The organism is Fastidiosipila sp. (assembly GCA_012511175.1).
Taxonomy (GTDB): Bacteria; Bacillota; Clostridia; order Saccharofermentanales; family DTU023; genus UBA4923.
On record JAAZGO010000011.1, the window covers coordinates 15,556 to 32,404 of the forward strand.

The following is a 16,849-nucleotide window of genomic DNA, read 5'->3' on the forward strand; positions in this document are numbered from 1 at the left end:
GAATGGGTGATTGGACGGGGGAGCGGGGCTACCATGCAGATTACGGAGATCCGATGGGCTACCGGACACCCCGGCAAGGAAGGTCCGCGTTACCGTATGACGCTCAGGCCGGGAATCACCTTCATTCATTTCCGACCGTCCGAACAATCCACCGCCCTGCTTTGCCGGCTCCAGTCAGACCTGACCCGCCCTCCGGACGATTTTCTGAATGATGACGGCAGCCCCGGGGATTACTGGCAATTTATTTTTCACGAAAAAGATCTTTTCTATTCGTATTCCAGCGATCAATCGACCCGGGAAGCTGACCAGTTTTTCCGGCAGGCCATTGTAGGCTGCGAAGGTGAGGTGCTTGAGAGCCGGATCAATTATGCCGCCCTGTGCAATACAGAGGAATCACCGGAGGTTAAAAGGGAGCGGCTGGAACAATTGCTTTCGAGACTGGATGAGTCACGCAGCTATCTGTACGACCAGGCCGGGGGGCAGGGGAAATTGCTCTCTCTCCAGGCGGGTATCCGGAAGTGCAGCCAGGAGATCAGCCGGTTGAGAGACTGTGCAGAAACCGCCCCCAATCTGTCTGAAGCCCTCACAGAGGCGGAAAAGCGGCTGGCAGGTCTGAAAGCAGAAGATCAGAAACTGGCAGACGAACAGCGGCGGATCAAGCATCTTATGACCCGGGCCGAATATGAGATCTACACCGGATTTCGGCGGGAACTGAAGGAAACTCTGGACAGAGAAGGGGTTTTTGGATCCCGCATCACTGAAAAAGGGCACAATATCACGGTGCACGAAATGACCTGCCTGACAGGTCTGCGAAAAGAGCTGGCCGACATTGAGGAGGAAGCCGGATCCGTCGAGCGAAAACTCGGATCCGTGAAAGCAGACCGGATCAAAGCGGAGCAGGAGCGGATCATGACCGGGCGCCAGCTCCAGGGGCTTAACCGCGAGAGAGATCAGATCCTGGAGCAGGTAAGGCAGGCGGAAGCAGGTGATCGACAGAAGGTGATTTCCTCCGACAAAGGGGGCCATCTCTTTCCGACGAAGACCCAGCTTGCCTGGCTGGCCGCCTTGCTGCTCTTCACAGCCGGTCTTCTCCTAACGCTTTTTGCGCGAATCCCGGGCTTGGTTCTCAGCGGCCTGGGAGTTTTGTCCTTCGTTGCAACCGCCCTATGGACTTTCAGACGGAATCTCCTGACAGGCATCCGGTCACTTTCCGGAAACCGCCGCCAGGAGGAATTAAGTCAGTTGCGAAGCCAAGGCCATCAGCTTTCAGCCCGAATCGCCACAAGCACAATCAATCTGGATCGGCTGGAGAAACACATCCTGGAGCTTGACAGCAAAGAAAAAGGGCTGCTGGCTGACGCCGCCAGGATAGGAAGAAAGTACAGGCAGACAGAAAGTGAGCTGATGCGCCTGATCAGGCAATACGCGGGGCCCAGTGAAAGCAGTGAAGCGGATGAAATTATTACCGCCCTGTCGCGGCAGCGGGAATCGAGCGCCTATTACAGTGAAATGGTTGCCGATCTGCAAAGGAAGATGGCTGACCTCAGGCATGGCCGGTCCGAAGAAGAGATGGAAAGGGAGTACCAGCACGCCTGCAAAGAGCTTGGTGAAACGGAGGAAGGGGGGGACATGGCCGGCCTGAAAGATCTGTCACTGGAGATTTCCAGACAACGGATTAAACTTGCCGCAGCCATTGAGGAAGGCCAGGAAACGCTTCGCGAAAGCAAAGAAAAACTGAAGACCTCGAGAGAATCGGTCCTTGCCCTGGGAGGGCTCGAACGCAAATGCCAGGCCTTGTCCGAATCATACCAGTCAACTGTCCACGATTACGTGTGCATCAGAGGGGCAATCGGCTGGCTGAAAGAAATACTCAGTCAATGGACGAAGATAGATGTCATGGCGTGGATGTCCTTGTCAGCGGGCTATCTCAATCGTTTGACCGGGAGGCGGCCGGAAGGTCAGCCCCTGTCGCTGCCCGGGGTGACCCCCCGCGAAAGAATTCGCCCGCCGAGATTCTCTCCTGCAAGATCAAAAGCGGATCAGGCCGGGGCGGCCGGCCTTTCTGCTTTTTCAACGGCACCCCAGTCCGCCCGCTATCTGGCAATCAGGCTGGCCTTGATTGCCGCCCAGATCAAGAGCGGATGGCCCGGGACACCGCTTTTGTTTTTTGACCCCGAGATCCCTGCCGGCCGCGCACAAAGAGAGAATATCCTCAGTACACTGGAAGAATGGTCCATGGAGACAGGTTTGCAAATCATTTATTTTAGTGATGACCAACAGCTGGTTTCGATCGCCAGGGCCAGGGAAATGACGATATACTATCCAGGGTGAGAGTCAGCTACATGATAAAGAGCAAAGGACGAGGTGAGCCATGAAAGAAGGAATCAGAATCATCGAACAGGAACTGGAAGCTCTGAAGGCATCGGGAGTCTACAGTGAGGAACGTGTCCTGACGGTGCCGCAGGGGAGCAGGATCGACACCAGCGACAAAAAGGATGTCGTCAACATGTGCGCCAATAATTACTTGGGGCTGTCCAATCATCAAGAGTTGCTTCAGGCGGCCAGGGACAGTTATGACCAATGGGGTTACGGCCTGTCCTCCGTCCGCTTCATCTGCGGAACCCAAGTTTTGCACAAGGAGCTGGAGGCCAGGCTGGCCGAATTTTTCGGCTTTGAGGATGCCATTCTCTACTCTTCCTGTTTCGATGCCAACGGAGGGCTCTTTGAGACCATTTTGACTGAGGCGGATGCGGTCATCAGCGACCGCTTGAATCATGCCAGCATCATCGACGGGATCCGCTTAAGCAAAGCCAGGCGGTATGTTTACGATAATAATGATATGCGCCAGCTGGAGGCCCGTCTCAAGGAAGCAGACGGGGCGGGGGCCCGCATCAAGCTGATCGCGACAGATGGCGTCTTTTCAATGGACGGGATTATCGCGGATCTGAAGACGATCTGCGACCTTGCTGACACTTACGGAGCCCTGGTCATGGTGGATGATTCACACGCGTCCGGTTTTGTCGGCAGGACGGGGCGCGGGACACCGGAGCACTGCGAAGTCAAAGGCAGGATCGATATCATGACCAGCACACTGGGCAAGGCCATGGGGGGGGCATCCGGCGGCTTCACCATGGCAAAAAAACCGGTCATCGACTGGCTCCGGCAGAAGAGCAGGCCCTACCTTTTTTCCAATACCCTGGCTCCGGCAATCGCCGCCACATCGCTCAAGGTTCTTGAGCTGCTCCAGCGTGACAGCCTTTTAATCGATCGCTTGAACGACAACACGCTTTATTTCCGGCAGGGGGCTGAAAGAATCGGTCTCGATGTCATCCCCGGTACGCATCCCATTGTTCCCGTCATGATCTATGACGCTGTCAAGTCCATCGAAGTGGCGGATTATCTGCTTGAACTTGGCCTTTATGTCATCGCTTTTAAATTTCCGGTTGTCCCTCAGGGCAAGGCCCGCATCCGGACGCAGGTATCAGCCGCCCACTCCCGGGAGGACCTTGATTTTGCCCTTGACTGCTTTGCCAGAGCCAAGGCCAAATTTGATCTTTGACAAATAAAATAAGTCCTCCTATAATGACCGGTGTTCGCACCATTAGCTCAGCTGGCAGAGCAACTGACTCTTAATCAGTGGGTCCGGGGTTCGAATCCCCGATGGTGTACCAGAAAAGGCGGCGACTGTTGGTCGCCGCCTTTTCCTGATTTGATTATTTGGCCGGTAAGTTACCGGTATTCCACGGTCTTGAGCGCGCTGTCATCCACGACAATCACCCAGGTCAGGCCCGGATTCAAAATCAGCTCCTCGCCGTCCAGGAAGTAAACAATGGGTTCCGTGTGCGACGCTTTCTTCCAGCTAATCTGATATTTACGGGCGCCGGTAAGATAGACAGCTTCCGCCTCATCGACCCAGTTGATCTTGTTATGGACACCGTTTGGCATCAAGCTGTGCGGGCGGTGCAGGACAATGATATTGGCGATATCCAGCACTTCACCCGTCGCTTCATCCACCAGCACTTCGCCATTGTTGAACTTGTGGTAAACCTTCTTGTCGGCGTCATACTTAAACGATTCCTGCAGACTCGTGTAGTGGTAATGGAGCTCGGTCACCCTTTCCCCGATGCCCGGCCGGGCGAAATGGTCACGGACGTGGAGGCCTTTGACAGGTTCCACGGGCAGAATGGAACCGTACTTCTTCTCAGCCCGGCTGTAACACTTTTCCAGGCTGGTGTAAAGATTGTGTGGCACCACCCGGTGGTCCGTGCGGTTAAAGATTGAATAATCACCTTTTAATGCGTCGAGAATCCGGATCTCATCAACCAGAGGGCTGGCCTCTATAACACGATAGTTGCCCGCATAGCAATAAAAGGCCTGATGCTGGGCGACCAGGTCAAGATAGGCGGGCCGGGCACTTCGGACGGGTCCGATGACCCCCTCGTCAGCATCGGTCAGAAGGAGCAGGCGGGTGGTGCGTGCCTCGGTCATCATCTGGTAGATCAGTTTTGCCTTGGACAAACCTGATTGAGGTCTGGCGGCAGCCACATTATTGATCATGAATGCAATCGGATACCGGTCAGGAAAAAGAAACCTGATGACCGGTACCGCTTCAGCTTCCGTCTCTGCCGGCCTGCTTGACGGGTCGGTTGCAGGCCTTTCAGGAACCGGCCCCGGGTCAGGCAGACCGGTTTCTGATCCTCCCGGCTCTCTTTTGCCGCAGGACATGGCGGTCACGGCAAGGAACACTATCAGCAACAGGGTTACCGTCTTTTTCATCTTCAGGCATGCAGGCAGACCTCCATCCGGCCGCTTGCTTTACCTCCCTACGTGATGGATATGGCTCAATCATAACACGGCGGCCTGTGCTATCATGCAAGTGTCCGGGGATGGCAGCAGCATACGGCTGCGTGGCATGGCCTGGATATGGGCAGACCATGACTGATCAAAGATTTATCTCTAAACTTACCCAATGGCTCCACGAATCGGCTGACACAGTTTTTTTCGGCGGAGCCGGCGTTTCGACGGAATCGGGTGTGGCTGATTTTCGAAGTGCCACGGGCATCTACTCCCAAATGGGCGGGGCGGAGCGCTATCTGACCCTTGAATTCATGAATAGTCAGCCAGAGGAGTTTTATTCATTTTACAGAAAATTTTTTATGAAGGCGGGGATACGCCCCAACCCTGCGCATACAAAGCTGGCGGAAATGGAAGCGGCAGGAAAGCTTTCCGCCATCGTTACGCAAAATGTTGACGGCCTGCATCAGGCAGCAGGCAGCAGGCGGGTTTACGAACTTCACGGGAACGGGAACAGATTCTATTGCCAGCGCTGCTCCCGTAAATATACTTTTGACGAAGCGGCATCAGCTGCCGGTGCTTTTTATTGCCGGGACAATAATTGCGGCGGTCTTGTGCGCCCGGATATTGTCATGTATGGCGAGCCGCTGGACGAAGAAGTGATTGGCGGCGCTGTCAATGCCATTGCCGGGGCTGATTTGCTTATCGTGGGCGGCTCATCCATGACCGTTTATCCGGCAGCCGGTATGATCCACTACAGAAAGCCCGGCTCCAGACTGGTACTCATTAACCTGGAAGCAACCCCTTACGACAGCACGGCCGACCTGGTGGCACATGAGTCGATCGGGGAGCTGTTCTCAAGCATTGAGCTCGAATCCCGTTGAAAACCAGGATGTTTTTTGCTAGCATGGCTTAGGTCCCTGTGGACAAGTGGAGGTAAAGCCCTTTGGACGGCAGCAGCTGTACCGGCCCTCTGATGAGGGCAATTCTGGAAAAACAAGTTATCGTCGCAAGCAATAGCGGTTCGCTTCTGTTCGATTTGATCCTGATATTCGTTCTCATACTCATCAATGGCTTTTTTTCGGCTGCCGAAATGGCGGTCGTGACACAAAATGACAACCGGATCAGGCAGATGGCGCAATCAGGCCACAGCAAGGCCAAGCGGCTCTTGAGGTTTGTCGATAACAAAAGCCGCTTTCTTTCGACGACTCAAGTGGCCATCACAATTGCGGGATTTCTCTCAAGCGCCTTCGCGGCTGATAAAATTGCGGGAAGGATCTACACTGCCCTTGATCCTCTTTATGAGACGCCATCGCTGCGAACCATCGCTGTCATTGGGCTCACCATCCTGCTTTCCTACATAAGCATGGTTCTGGGAGAACTGGTTCCGAAAAGGCTGGCCATGCGCAGGCCCGAAGCGCTGGCTCTGTCAATTGCAGGCATTTTGCGCGGATTCGATATCTTTTTCTATCCTTTTACCCGCTTGCTTGAATTCTCAGGCAACGTGGTCATCCGTCTTTTCGGCATCGATCCTTCCGAGACGGCCAAACAGGTCACGGAGGAGGAGATCAGAATCCTGGTTGAGGCGGGGACGGGAAGCGGTGACCTTCACGAAGAGGAAGCTACTTTGATCAATAACATATTTGCTTTTGACGATAAGTACGTTTCAGAGATCATGACACCCCGTGTATCCGTGACGGGGGTCCCGCTTGACTCCAGTTACGATGAGGCGGTTGAAATCGCGGCCAATGCACGTTATTCACGATTTCCCGTCTACGAAGAGGACATTGATGACATCGTGGGTGTCCTGACAGTTAAGGACCTTCTGCGGGTCACCCGGGACCAGCGGGAAAGCGGCTTCAATCTGGGCGACATACTCAGGCCGACCTATTTCGTCCCGGAAGGAAAAAAGATCGACGTCCTTTTCAATGAGATGAAGAGGCGCCAGATCACCATGGCGGTCGTTGTCGATGAGTATGGCGGAACGGAGGGCATTGTGACCCTGGAGGATCTGCTGGAGGAGATCGTCGGCGAGATTGAAGACGAGTACGATGCGCCTGAGACGAGTGTAACCCTGAATCCCGACGGATCCTATGTCTTCAGCGGTCTCCTCACCCCCGCAGAGGCGGGCCGCTATGTCCCTGAACTTGACGCCCTGAAGGAAGATGATGATTTTGATACCATTGCCGGCTTTGTTCTTTCCCTGCTGGGGCATATCCCCATGCAGGATGAAAAACCGGAGGTCATATTCAATCACCTGAAATTTACTGTCCTGGAGATGGAGGACAGGAGGATCGCCAAGATTAAGCTGGAGATCCTTCCGGAAAAGAGTAAGGACAGCGGCCCGAGGGACGGGGAAGCCTCCGGTTCACACGATCCCCTCTGAGTGAACAGAAATGAAGAAAGCGCTTGAAAAAGGGGCAGGGCCCCCGGCCGGGTTGATTTCCAATGAGGAGGCCTGTACAGTGCCGGTGCCCGAGGTCGTTGCCCTGCTGCAAACCGATCCCCTGGCGGGCCTGACTGTCAGTGAGGCAAAGGACAGGCTTGCCAGGGTCGGACCTAATGAACTGGAGGAGGAGAAGAAGACGCCCCTGGCTGTGAAACTCTTCTACCAGTTCAAGGATTTCCTGATTGTTATCCTGATCGGGGCCGCCGCCATTTCCGCTGCGCTTGGGGAAACAGCTGACGCCATCATCATCTTTGCGGTTGTCCTGATCAATGCCGTACTGGGAACCATTCAGGAGCACCAGGCGGAAAAGGCTCTGGATGCCCTGAAAAAAATGGCGGCGCCCTACGCCCGGGTCATCCGCTCCGGAGAAACACGCCAGGTTCCAGCCGCGGAACTGGTGCCGGGAGATCTCGTCCAGCTGGAGGCGGGTGACATTGTTCCGGCGGACATCCGGCTTCTGACAAGCGTCAATCTGAAAGCCAATGAATCAGCCCTGACAGGTGAGTCAGTACCTGTGGCCAAAGACGCCGCCGTCTATTTTGCGGAGATTCCCGGTCTTGGAGACCGGGTCAACATGGTCTTCAGCAGCATGGAAATCACTTACGGCAAGGGGGAGGGTCTGGTAGTATCGACCGGGCCAGCCACCGAGATCGGCAGGATTGCCGACCGCCTGAAACAGATTGAAACTGAAATGACCCCCCTCCAGGTCAATTTGAATAAGCTGGGTAAAGTTCTCGGGATCGGCTGTCTTCTAATCTGCGCGGTGATTTTCGGTGCAGGCCTGATCCAGGGAGGTGAGCCGCTGGCCCTCTTCATGGCAGCGATCAGTCTGGCTGTTGCCGCCATCCCCGAAGGCCTGCCTGCTGTTGTGACTATCCTGCTGGCAGTCGGAATGAAGAGGATGGCCAGGGAGAATGCCATCGTCAAACGCCTTCTGGCGGTTGAAACGCTGGGAAGCGTCAATACCATTTGCTCGGATAAGACGGGAACCCTGACCCGCAATGAAATGACGGTGACCCGCCTTTTCGCGGGCGGGCGGAGATTTCTCGTAACGGGAACCGGTTATACAAGGCAAGGGGCGATTTATCCGGAAGACGGGGAAGGGGAAGAGGCTTCTTCCCCGGTGGTTGACCGCATGCTCATCATCGGCGCACTCTGCAATGATGCGGTGCTGGTCGAGCCGGAACAAGAGGGCCAGGTTATTCTGATCGGGGATCCAACGGAAGGTGCCATCCTGGCAGCCGCCGCAAAGAGCGGTCTTTCTGTCGGAGATATCCGCCGTTCCTATCCGGTCGTCTGGGAGAAGCCCTTTGATTCGGAGCGGAAAATGATGTCTGTCGGATGCCTGTTCGATGACGGGCAGTTCCAATCGCTGACAAAGGGCGCGCCGGATCAACTTCTGATGCGATGTGACCGGGAGATGACTGATTCGGGACCGGCCCCCCTGACGGAGGAAAGGCGACGGTTCATTTTGGAGCAGAATTCCTCCTATGCCCGCCAAGCGCTTCGTGTGCTGGGTTTTGCCTTTAAGGTCCATAAGAACGACCGTTTCGACGGGGCGGAAGAAGGCATGGTATTCACCGGCCTGATGGGCATGATCGATCCGCCCAGGCCGGAAGTGAAAGTGGCCATTGAGGTTTGCCACCAAGCGGGAATCGATGTGGTCATGATCACGGGAGACCATGAGGAAACAGCCGCTGCCATCGCCGATGAACTCAAATTGCGGGCTCCTGGCGATGGGGTCCTGACCGGAAGTCAGCTTCAGCAGATGACGGATCAGGAACTCTTTGAAAGAAGCGTGGCTACGTCGGTTTACGCACGGGTCTCTCCGGATCACAAGGTCAGGATCGTTGAGGCCTTGAAGCGGGCTGGCAGGATCGTCTCCATGACGGGCGACGGCGTCAATGACGCACCCGCCCTGAAGCGGGCTGACATTGGAGTGGCCATGGGGATTACGGGAACTGAGGTGGCTAAGGGGGCCGCCGACATGATTCTGACCGATGACAACTTCGGCACCATTGTCAAGGCGGTGGAGGAGGGGCGGATCATCTACGCCAATATTCGCAAAGTTGTCGGTTTCCTTCTCTCCTGCAATGTCGGCGAAATCCTTGTAATTTTCTTAACCTCCATGCTTTTCGGTCCCGCTTACGCGCCGCTGATCCCAGTCCAGCTGCTCTGGCTCAACCTGGTGACCGACAGTTTCCCCGCCCTTGCGCTGGGCAGGGAACTGTCGGAGGAAGGCATTATGCTCCGCCCGCCACGCGCGAAAAATGAAAGAATCCTGGATCGCCCCATGACGGTGTCGATCGTCCTGCAATCCCTGGCAATTTTTGTGACGGTTTTCCTGGCCTTCAATGCCGGCAGGTATTTTTACCCGGATCTTCTGGCGGACGGCACAGCGGCGGCCTCTTTCACGCTGATGCCCCTGCCGGGCGCGCTTCCCTCCTGGGGCGCCCATACCTACGCCTTTGCCACCTTGATTCTGGCTGAACTGCTGCGGGTCTTTTCGGCAAGATCCGAACAAGCTTCCGTTTTTCAGCTCGGCCTCTTCACCAATAAGATGCTGAACGGGGCGGTAATCCTGTCCCTTGCCCTGACGCTGGCAGTGATCTACATTCCTTTGCTTGACCGCTATTTTCGAACCATTCCGCTTGCTCCCAGGGACTGGGCCATCATATTTCTCCTGGTCCTGATACCTTTTCTCTCGGGCGAATTCTTTAAAGGGATTCGCAGGAAGAAGGCGGGCTGGCGTGCAGGCACTTGACGGCAGGTGCTTCAAGGGCTATACTCACTTGCGTGTAAGTAGAAGTTCCGCTTCTCACCTCAAGCGCAAGCGAAAAGGTTGACAGATACCAGCCGGGGCAGGCGGTTTTGTGGAGCGGGGCTGATCCGCTTTTTTCTTGCCCGAAAAGGAGGCTCGATATCAGACAATCAAACAGGGCCCACGCGATAAATGAGGAGATCCGTTTTCCTCAGGTCAGACTGGTGGATGAAGAGGGAAAGATGGTGGGTGTTGTTCCCGTCGAGGACGCCAGGCGGAGAGCCTACGATGCCAATCTCGATCTTGTGCTTATTTCACCCTCCCCGGATAATCCGGTTTGCAAAATCATGGATTATGGGAAGTTTGTTTTTGAACAGGAGAAAAAGAAGCGAGAAGCGAGAAAGAACCAGAAAATCGTCAACGTAAAAGAAGTCCAGCTGAAGCTGACGACTGAGGAACACGATTTTGATGTCAAGGTTCGCAACGCTCGGCGTTTTCTTGAGGCGGGAGACCGCGTCAAGGTGGTGATTCGTTTCCGCGGCCGGGAAATGACCCATACTGACCAAGGCTACGATGTGATGGAGGACTTTGCCGACGCCGTGTCGGATCTTGGGTCCGTCGAACGCCAGGCCAAGGCCGAAGGCCGGAATATGATCATGTTTTTGTCGCCTCTTAAGGATTAAGATCGGGGCCGGGCCCCTGATCATACATAGAAGATAAAGAAAGGCTGAAGGGAGGCTAAAATGCCTAAGCAGAAAACACACAGCTCATCAAAGAAGCGCTATAAGGTGACCGGAACGGGGAAGTATCTCCGCTCGCAGGCGTTCACCAGCCATATTTTGACCAAAAAGACACCAAAAAGAAAACGCAAACTGCGTAAAACCACCCTGGTCTCGGCACAGGATGCCAAGCGGTTGCGCCGGCTTTTGCCATACGAGTGACAGGTGATTTTGTCAGGGAGGGGAGGAATACAGCATGTCCAGAGTGAGAAGAAGCACGGTTTTACGCCGTAGACATAAAAGAGTATTAAAGCAAGCCAAGGGTTATTTCGGCCGCAAGGGGGCACAATACCGTGTCGCCAACCAGGCGGTTATGAAATCAGGCCAGTACGCCTACAGGGACCGCCGCAGGAAGAAACGCGATTTCCGCCGCTTGTGGATCGCCCGCATCAATGCGGCCGCACGGGCCAACGGGATGAGCTACAGCCGTTTTATCAACGGACTGAACCTTGCCGGCGTAGCGCTTGACAGGAAGGCACTGGCGGATCTGGCCGTCAACGATAAGAACGGATTTACCGAGCTGGTCAATATCTCCAAGAGCGCCTTGAATCTTTCCTGAAGGAAGAAGCAGATCGGGATAGACTTGATATGAGGGCGGAGTGATCCGCCCTTGATGCGTTGATGCAGATTTGAAAGGGGGATCGCGTGAGAAAGATCCAATCCAGGCACAACCCGCTCTTCAAAAAGCTTGCCGCCCTGAAATCAGTGTCTTATGCCAGGAAAAACCAGCTGATACGGCTGGAGGGGCTGCGGCAGGTCCTGGATGCATTGGAATCGGGCTTTATTCCGGACCACATCTTTTTTTCCGATGACAGGAAGGGTCGCGGGCTTTTCCATCTTATCGGCAGCCGCCTGGGCGAAAAGGGGATTCAAATTGAAGACGATCGGATGATTCTGCTTTCCGCCTCCCTCTTTAGCCACGCGTCGGGGCAAAAATCGCCGCAGGGAGTGATGGCGTTCCTGACCTATCGACCGGGGCGGCTTTCGGCCTGTCTTGAATCGCTGCCAAAAGAAGCTTCCCCCAAGAGGCTCCTGGTTCTTGAGGCCATTCAAGATCCGGGCAACCTGGGGACTTTGATCCGGACAGCCGATGCCTTTGATTTTGATGGCATCATCCTGACAGATTCATCCGCTTCAGTCTGGAATTCCAAGACAGTTGCGGCCTCAATGGGGTCACTTTTTCATCTGCCCCTATTCGAGGAGGAGCATGACATCCGCACCACCTTGCGACTTCTGAAACAAGCGGACTTTGAGATAATTGCCTCGGTTCTGGAAGGAGAAGATTTGAGGGAGGCCAGGCCTTTTCATACCCGGATGGCCCTGCTGCTGGGAAATGAGGGGAGCGGCCTGTCAGCCGGGGCTGTTGAGGAATCCGACAGGCTGATTAAGATCCCTATGGCTGGCCGGGCCGAGTCGCTCAATGTCGCTTCGGCAGGTGCCATCATGCTATGGGAAATTGCCGGCCGGTATGGCGCAGTGAAGGACTTTGTGCTAGAATAGGCGCCGGTTCATTCCCTTTCATGGTCACGGGCCTTGTCCGGCCCTGACGCTGATACGGGAGTATAGGAGGAAAAATGGACAAAGAAACAAAACAAACCATTATTGACGCTTATGCGACGCATCCGGATGATACAGGATCTCCGGAGGTGCAGGTGGCGCTCCTCACCTGGAGGATCAACCACCTGACGGAGCATCTGAAGGTTCACAAAGGGGATTTCCATTCCCGGCGGGGGCTCCTGAAACTGGTCGGTCAAAGGCGGGCTTTGCTCGATTATCTTGCCAAGTCGGATATCGAGCGTTACCGGACTTTAATCGCCCGGCTGGGACTCAGACGTTAAAGCAAACAACCTGGACGGCGGCCTTCTGACCGCCGTCATCCTTGCGGGTTGGGGGACAGCCGACAGGCAGTGGGACGTAGATTGCGCCGCTCTTCACGGGGAAGGGATGCGGACTCTACACTCTATTGCCTGAAACCTGTCTCCAAGTGACAATTGAAACATTGCGCCTGCTCCCAACGAAGCAATTGCGGAGACGGGGCGCGCTACCTGTTATGGAGGAATAACAAGCATGGAAAAAAGAAACTATGAAATGGAGCTGACGGGATCTCCTCTTATTCTGGAGACGGGTGAACTGGCTCAGTTCGCCAATGGCGCTGTTCTTGTCCGTTACGGCGATACAGCGATCCTGACAACCGTTACAGCGTCAGCTGAGCCGCGTGAGGGGATTGATTTCTTTCCGCTTTCTGTTGACTACGAAGAAAAGATGTACAGTGTCGGGAGAATTCCCGGAGGCTTTTTGAAGAGGGAGGGACGGCCAACTGAAAACGCAGTGCTGACCGCGCGGTCCATCGACCGGCCTATCAGACCGCTTTTCCCTCATGATCTTCGAAATGATGTTGTCGTCAACAACCTGATTTTATCGGTTGATCATGACCATTCGCCGCAGGTTGCTGCCCTGATCGGAACTTCGGCAGCCGTTGCCATCTCCGACATTCCCTGGAATGGCCCGGTAGCTGGCGTCCAGGTCGCCATTGTTGATGGCCAGATACTGGTTAATCCCGATCTGGAAAACCAGAAGAAATCCGATCTGGATCTCTTCCTGGCAGGAACAGAAGACAAGATCTGCATGATCGAAGCGGGGGCCAATGAGGTATCCGACGAGATGATGCTCCAAGCGATTGAACAAGGTCATGAGGCCATCCGCGAGGTATGCAGGCTGATCAGCCGGATGCGAAGCGAAATCGGCAAGGAAAAATTTTCCTATGAGTCGAAAGATGTGCCGGCCAAGCTGTTTGATCTTGTGCATGAGCGCTATTTTGACCGCATGAAGGAAGCTGTTCTTTCGAAGGACAAATCCGTTCGGGATCAGACGGTTAAAGAACTCGCCGATGAGATCGGCCTCTTCATCAATGAAGAGCACGGAGACCTGGCCGCCTTTAAGGCAGATGCTGTCGATGCCCTGGAAAAACAGGTGGTGCGCCACTATCTGCTCAATGAGCAGCGGCGTGTTGACGGCCGGAATCTCGAAGAGATCCGGGAGCTTAAAGCTGAGATCGACCTCTTCCCCCGTGTTCACGGTTCCGCCCTCTTTTCGCGGGGTCAGACCCAGGTTATGACCATTTGCACCTTGGGCACGGTTGACGATGCCCAGCGCCTGGACGGTGTCGATACACAGGATTCCAAGCGTTATATGCACCAGTACAATTTCCCTGCCTACAGTGTGGGTGAGGCGAGGCCAAATCGTTCACCCGGCCGGCGGGAAATCGGCCACGGCGCCCTGGCTGAGCGTGCACTCATTCCCGTTTTGCCAAGCCTGGAAGAATTTCCCTACACCATCCGCTGCGTGTCCGAAGTGACCATGTCGAATGGCTCCACATCCCAGGCCTCGGTCTGTTCCAGCTCCCTGGCCCTCATGGCGGCCGGAGTACCGGTCAAGAAGCCCGTCGCTGGGATTTCTTCCGGCCTGATTATTGATCCCGAGGATGAGAGTCGTTACCGGGTGTTTATGGATATCCAGGGCATCGAAGACTTCTTCGGCGACATGGACTTCAAAGTGGCGGGAACCCGCGACGGTATCACGGCTGTTCAGGTTGACATCAAAGTAGATGGCCTGACACTTGATATCATCCGTGACGCCTTCGCCCTGACGCAAAAGGGCAGGCTCCAGATTCTTGACCAGGCCATGGATCCTGTTATCGCGAAGCCGAGATCCGAGCTGTCACCCTACGCTCCCAAGATCGATCAGCTTGACATTCCCTCCGACAAGATCAGGGACGTGATCGGCACGGGAGGCAAGGTCATCCGCAGAATCGTGGAATTGACCGGCGCCCAGATCGATGTGGAGGAGGAAGGCCCGGTAGGCCACGTTTACATCGCATCCACTGACACCGAAGCCCGGGAAAAGGCCATGGAGATTGTCCGTGCCATCGTCTTTGATCCTGAGCCCGGTACGGTCTTTGATGGCATCGTCACCCGCCTGATGACTTTCGGCGCTTTTGTCGAGATCGCCCCCGGCAAGGAGGGTCTGGTCCATATTTCAAAAATGGCCTGGCACCGTGTCAACAAGGTTGAAGACGCCGTCTCGGTCGGGGATCATGTCAAGGTCCTGGTTACTGAAATTGATGATCAGGGCAGGTTGAACCTTTCCATGCGCGACCTGATGGAAAAGCCGGAAAACTACGTCGAAAGAGACGAGGGACGGCCCGCAGGCCGCGGCGAAAGGAGGCCTGACGGCCAGCGGAGCAGGGGCTACCGCAGCAGCGGCGACCGTAGCAGCGGAGACCGTGGCAGCCGTGACGGCTCGCGCGGCAGCTCTGCCAGGGGAACTTATGAACGTCGCGAGAGGCGGGATGAAGAAGACCGCGGCAGCCAGCGGGGTGAACCGAGAAAAGGCCGTCAATTCTGAGTATTGCGGATTGACACGGCTTTCATCCCTTTGCTATGATGAACGCCGTCCGGTGACGCAAAACGCGTCGCCTGATAGGGGAGTGGCTCAATGGTAGAGCAACGGTCTCCAAAACCGTGGGTTGCGGGTTCGAATCCTGTCTCCCCTGCCAGAGGGGACCCCGGCAGACACGCCGGGGATCCCCATACAAGATCGGGGTGTAGCTCAGGTGGCTAGAGTGCTTGCTTGGGGTGCAAGAGGTCGCAAGTTCAAGTCTTGTCACTCCGACCATGATGAAAGGGACTGTTTCGTCTGAAGCAGTCCTTTTTTGCGGATAGGATGGACCAGCGCTCATGTATAATCATGTCATGAGTCTTGAAAAAAATCAGGAACAAGCGCTCACGCAGGTTATCATCCACACTGACGGAGCCTGCTCAGGCAACCCGGGCCCTGGCGGATGGGCTGCCATTATCCGGGCCATGGACGTCGAAAAGGAGATTTCCGGCTATGAACCCGTTGCGACCAATAACCGGATGGAATTGACCGCGGCGCTCAAGGCTCTGCAGTCGCTCAACCGCCCCTGCCGTGTCGACCTATACAGCGACAGTGCCTATCTGGTTTCAGCCTTCAATGAAGGCTGGATCGAAAACTGGCAGAAGCGCGGCTGGAAAAATGCCGCAAAAATGCCTGTTGCCAACCAGGATCTTTGGGAAGCGCTCCTTGCCGAACAGCTTCGCCATGACATCACCTGGCACAAGGTCAAGGGACATTCAGACAATGAATACAACAACCGCTGTGATAAAATGGCGGTCAATGAAATACTTCGAAATTCGACTCGGAGCTGAACCGGAGGACCAATCAGGATGAGTCAGCAGCCGGATAAGAACCGCAAAAAGCGGCTTCGCCAACCCGGGCGGCGGGCAGCAGATGTCCGTACGCCTCCGACAATGGCCGGGCAAGTTGGGGCAGCCGGACCGGGACGCCCTCACTGTGCTGCTGAACCGCTTTTATCTGAGGAAGTTCTCAGCCTTGACCCGAGATTTATCGGCCGGATCTTTTCCGTTGAAGTCCAGCAAGTCAAACTGCCCGACGGCCGGCTTACAAGCCGCGAAGTGGTCCGTCATCCCGGTGGTTCCTGCGTGGTGGCGCTTGACCAGGAGGGCTGCATCTATCTTGTTCATCAATACAGGGTAGGTACCGGCGGCCCTTCCCGGGAGATTCCTGCTGGCAAGCTGGATCCGCCGGAAGACGCTTTGAGCTGCGCCCGCAGAGAATTGGCTGAGGAAACTGGTTTGACTGCGGATCGCTGGGATCTGTTGATTCGCTTCTTCCCCTCGCCGGGCTATACCGATGAAGTGATCCATATTTACCTGGCCCGGGACTTGATTAAAGGACCCGCTAACCCGGACCAAGGTGAATTTATTTCCTGTGAACGCATTCGCCTCGAAACCGCACTTGATGAAGTATTGGACGGCATCCTGACAGACGGCAAAACCTGTCTCGGCATTCTTTTGACTGCCATTTCGGTGGGTCTTATGAGGTAGCAGGCTGATGGCTGAATCGGAAAGACAAGGGGGTTCTGCACTGACAAGGCGTCAGCAGCGTGATATTCTTGGGGTCTTATTTCTGGCCCTTTCATTGCTGATGGCCTTTGCTCTTTACGCCCCGGCGTCCTGGACGGGT

General features: G+C 55.3%; 14 protein-coding genes and 3 tRNA genes. 16 read left to right on the forward strand and 1 reads right to left on the reverse strand.

From position 1 onward, the window contains the following. The first annotated feature begins 33 nt into the window (after positions 1 to 33). The 3 genes from GX839_02260 to GX839_02270 all read left to right on the forward strand — a co-directional run bounded on the left by GX839_02260 (position 34) and on the right by GX839_02270 (position 3,671). Positions 34 to 2,331 (forward strand): hypothetical protein, encoded by a 2,298-nt coding sequence (locus GX839_02260; GenBank protein NLB04292.1) that lies wholly within the window; start codon positions 34 to 36, stop codon positions 2,329 to 2,331. A gap of 40 nt (positions 2,332 to 2,371) precedes the next feature. Then, positions 2,372 to 3,559 carry a glycine C-acetyltransferase gene (locus tag GX839_02265; GenBank protein ID NLB04293.1) on the forward strand — a complete coding sequence of 396 codons (1,188 nt, stop codon included), beginning with the start codon at positions 2,372 to 2,374 and terminating at the stop codon, positions 3,557 to 3,559. A 36-nt stretch (positions 3,560 to 3,595) separates the two neighbouring features. After that, a tRNA-Lys gene (locus GX839_02270) sits at positions 3,596 to 3,671 on the forward strand. 58 nt (positions 3,672 to 3,729) lie between these two features. On the opposite strand, the gene GX839_02275 is transcribed toward GX839_02270, so the two are convergent. Beyond that, positions 3,730 to 4,776: a DUF3048 domain-containing protein gene (locus tag GX839_02275; GenBank protein NLB04294.1), complete on the reverse strand. Its 1,047-nt coding sequence runs from the start codon at positions 4,774 to 4,776 to the stop codon at positions 3,730 to 3,732. A 158-nt stretch (positions 4,777 to 4,934) separates the two neighbouring features. On the opposite strand from GX839_02275, the gene GX839_02280 reads away from it, so the two are divergent. The 13 genes from GX839_02280 (at position 4,935) to GX839_02340 (ending at position 16,710) form a co-directional block, all read left to right on the forward strand. Continuing rightward, positions 4,935 to 5,678 (forward strand): NAD-dependent protein deacylase, encoded by a 744-nt coding sequence (locus tag GX839_02280; GenBank protein NLB04295.1) that lies wholly within the window; start codon positions 4,935 to 4,937, stop codon positions 5,676 to 5,678. A 62-nt stretch (positions 5,679 to 5,740) separates the two neighbouring features. Continuing rightward, complete coding sequence (locus GX839_02285; GenBank protein NLB04296.1) at positions 5,741 to 7,180, forward strand: HlyC/CorC family transporter; 1,440 nt, start codon at positions 5,741 to 5,743, stop codon at positions 7,178 to 7,180. A gap of 10 nt (positions 7,181 to 7,190) precedes the next feature. Continuing rightward, entirely contained in the window at positions 7,191 to 10,007 is a 2,817-nt protein-coding gene (locus GX839_02290) for a cation-translocating P-type ATPase (GenBank protein ID NLB04297.1), read from the forward strand. A 158-nt stretch (positions 10,008 to 10,165) separates the two neighbouring features. Continuing rightward, entirely contained in the window at positions 10,166 to 10,687 is a 522-nt protein-coding gene (locus GX839_02295; GenBank protein ID NLB04298.1) for a translation initiation factor IF-3, read from the forward strand. A gap of 60 nt (positions 10,688 to 10,747) precedes the next feature. Beyond that, a complete protein-coding gene (rpmI, locus tag GX839_02300) occupies positions 10,748 to 10,945 on the forward strand; it encodes a 50S ribosomal protein L35 (protein ID NLB04299.1) in 198 nt (65 codons plus the stop codon). 34 nt (positions 10,946 to 10,979) lie between these two features. Beyond that, positions 10,980 to 11,342, forward strand: coding sequence for a 50S ribosomal protein L20 (gene rplT / locus GX839_02305; protein NLB04300.1), 363 nt, complete (start codon positions 10,980 to 10,982; stop codon positions 11,340 to 11,342). An 86-nt stretch (positions 11,343 to 11,428) separates the two neighbouring features. Next, the gene (locus GX839_02310) at positions 11,429 to 12,283 is read left to right on the forward strand and encodes an RNA methyltransferase (GenBank protein ID NLB04301.1); all 855 of its coding nucleotides are present in this window, start codon (positions 11,429 to 11,431) and stop codon (positions 12,281 to 12,283) included. A gap of 74 nt (positions 12,284 to 12,357) precedes the next feature. Then, the gene (rpsO, locus tag GX839_02315; protein ID NLB04302.1) at positions 12,358 to 12,621 is read left to right on the forward strand and encodes a 30S ribosomal protein S15; all 264 of its coding nucleotides are present in this window, start codon (positions 12,358 to 12,360) and stop codon (positions 12,619 to 12,621) included. A 229-nt stretch (positions 12,622 to 12,850) separates the two neighbouring features. Beyond that, the gene (locus GX839_02320) at positions 12,851 to 15,187 is read left to right on the forward strand and encodes a polyribonucleotide nucleotidyltransferase (GenBank protein ID NLB04303.1); all 2,337 of its coding nucleotides are present in this window, start codon (positions 12,851 to 12,853) and stop codon (positions 15,185 to 15,187) included. Positions 15,188 to 15,263: 76 nt separating this feature from the next. Next, positions 15,264 to 15,338, forward strand: a tRNA-Trp gene (locus tag GX839_02325). A gap of 42 nt (positions 15,339 to 15,380) precedes the next feature. Further along, positions 15,381 to 15,457: transfer RNA gene (locus GX839_02330), tRNA-Pro, on the forward strand. A gap of 77 nt (positions 15,458 to 15,534) precedes the next feature. Beyond that, positions 15,535 to 16,011: a ribonuclease HI gene (gene rnhA / locus GX839_02335; protein ID NLB04304.1), complete on the forward strand. Its 477-nt coding sequence runs from the start codon at positions 15,535 to 15,537 to the stop codon at positions 16,009 to 16,011. Between the two features lie 18 nt (positions 16,012 to 16,029). After that, complete coding sequence (locus GX839_02340; GenBank protein NLB04305.1) at positions 16,030 to 16,710, forward strand: NUDIX hydrolase; 681 nt, start codon at positions 16,030 to 16,032, stop codon at positions 16,708 to 16,710. The last annotated feature ends 139 nt before the right edge of the window (positions 16,711 to 16,849 follow it).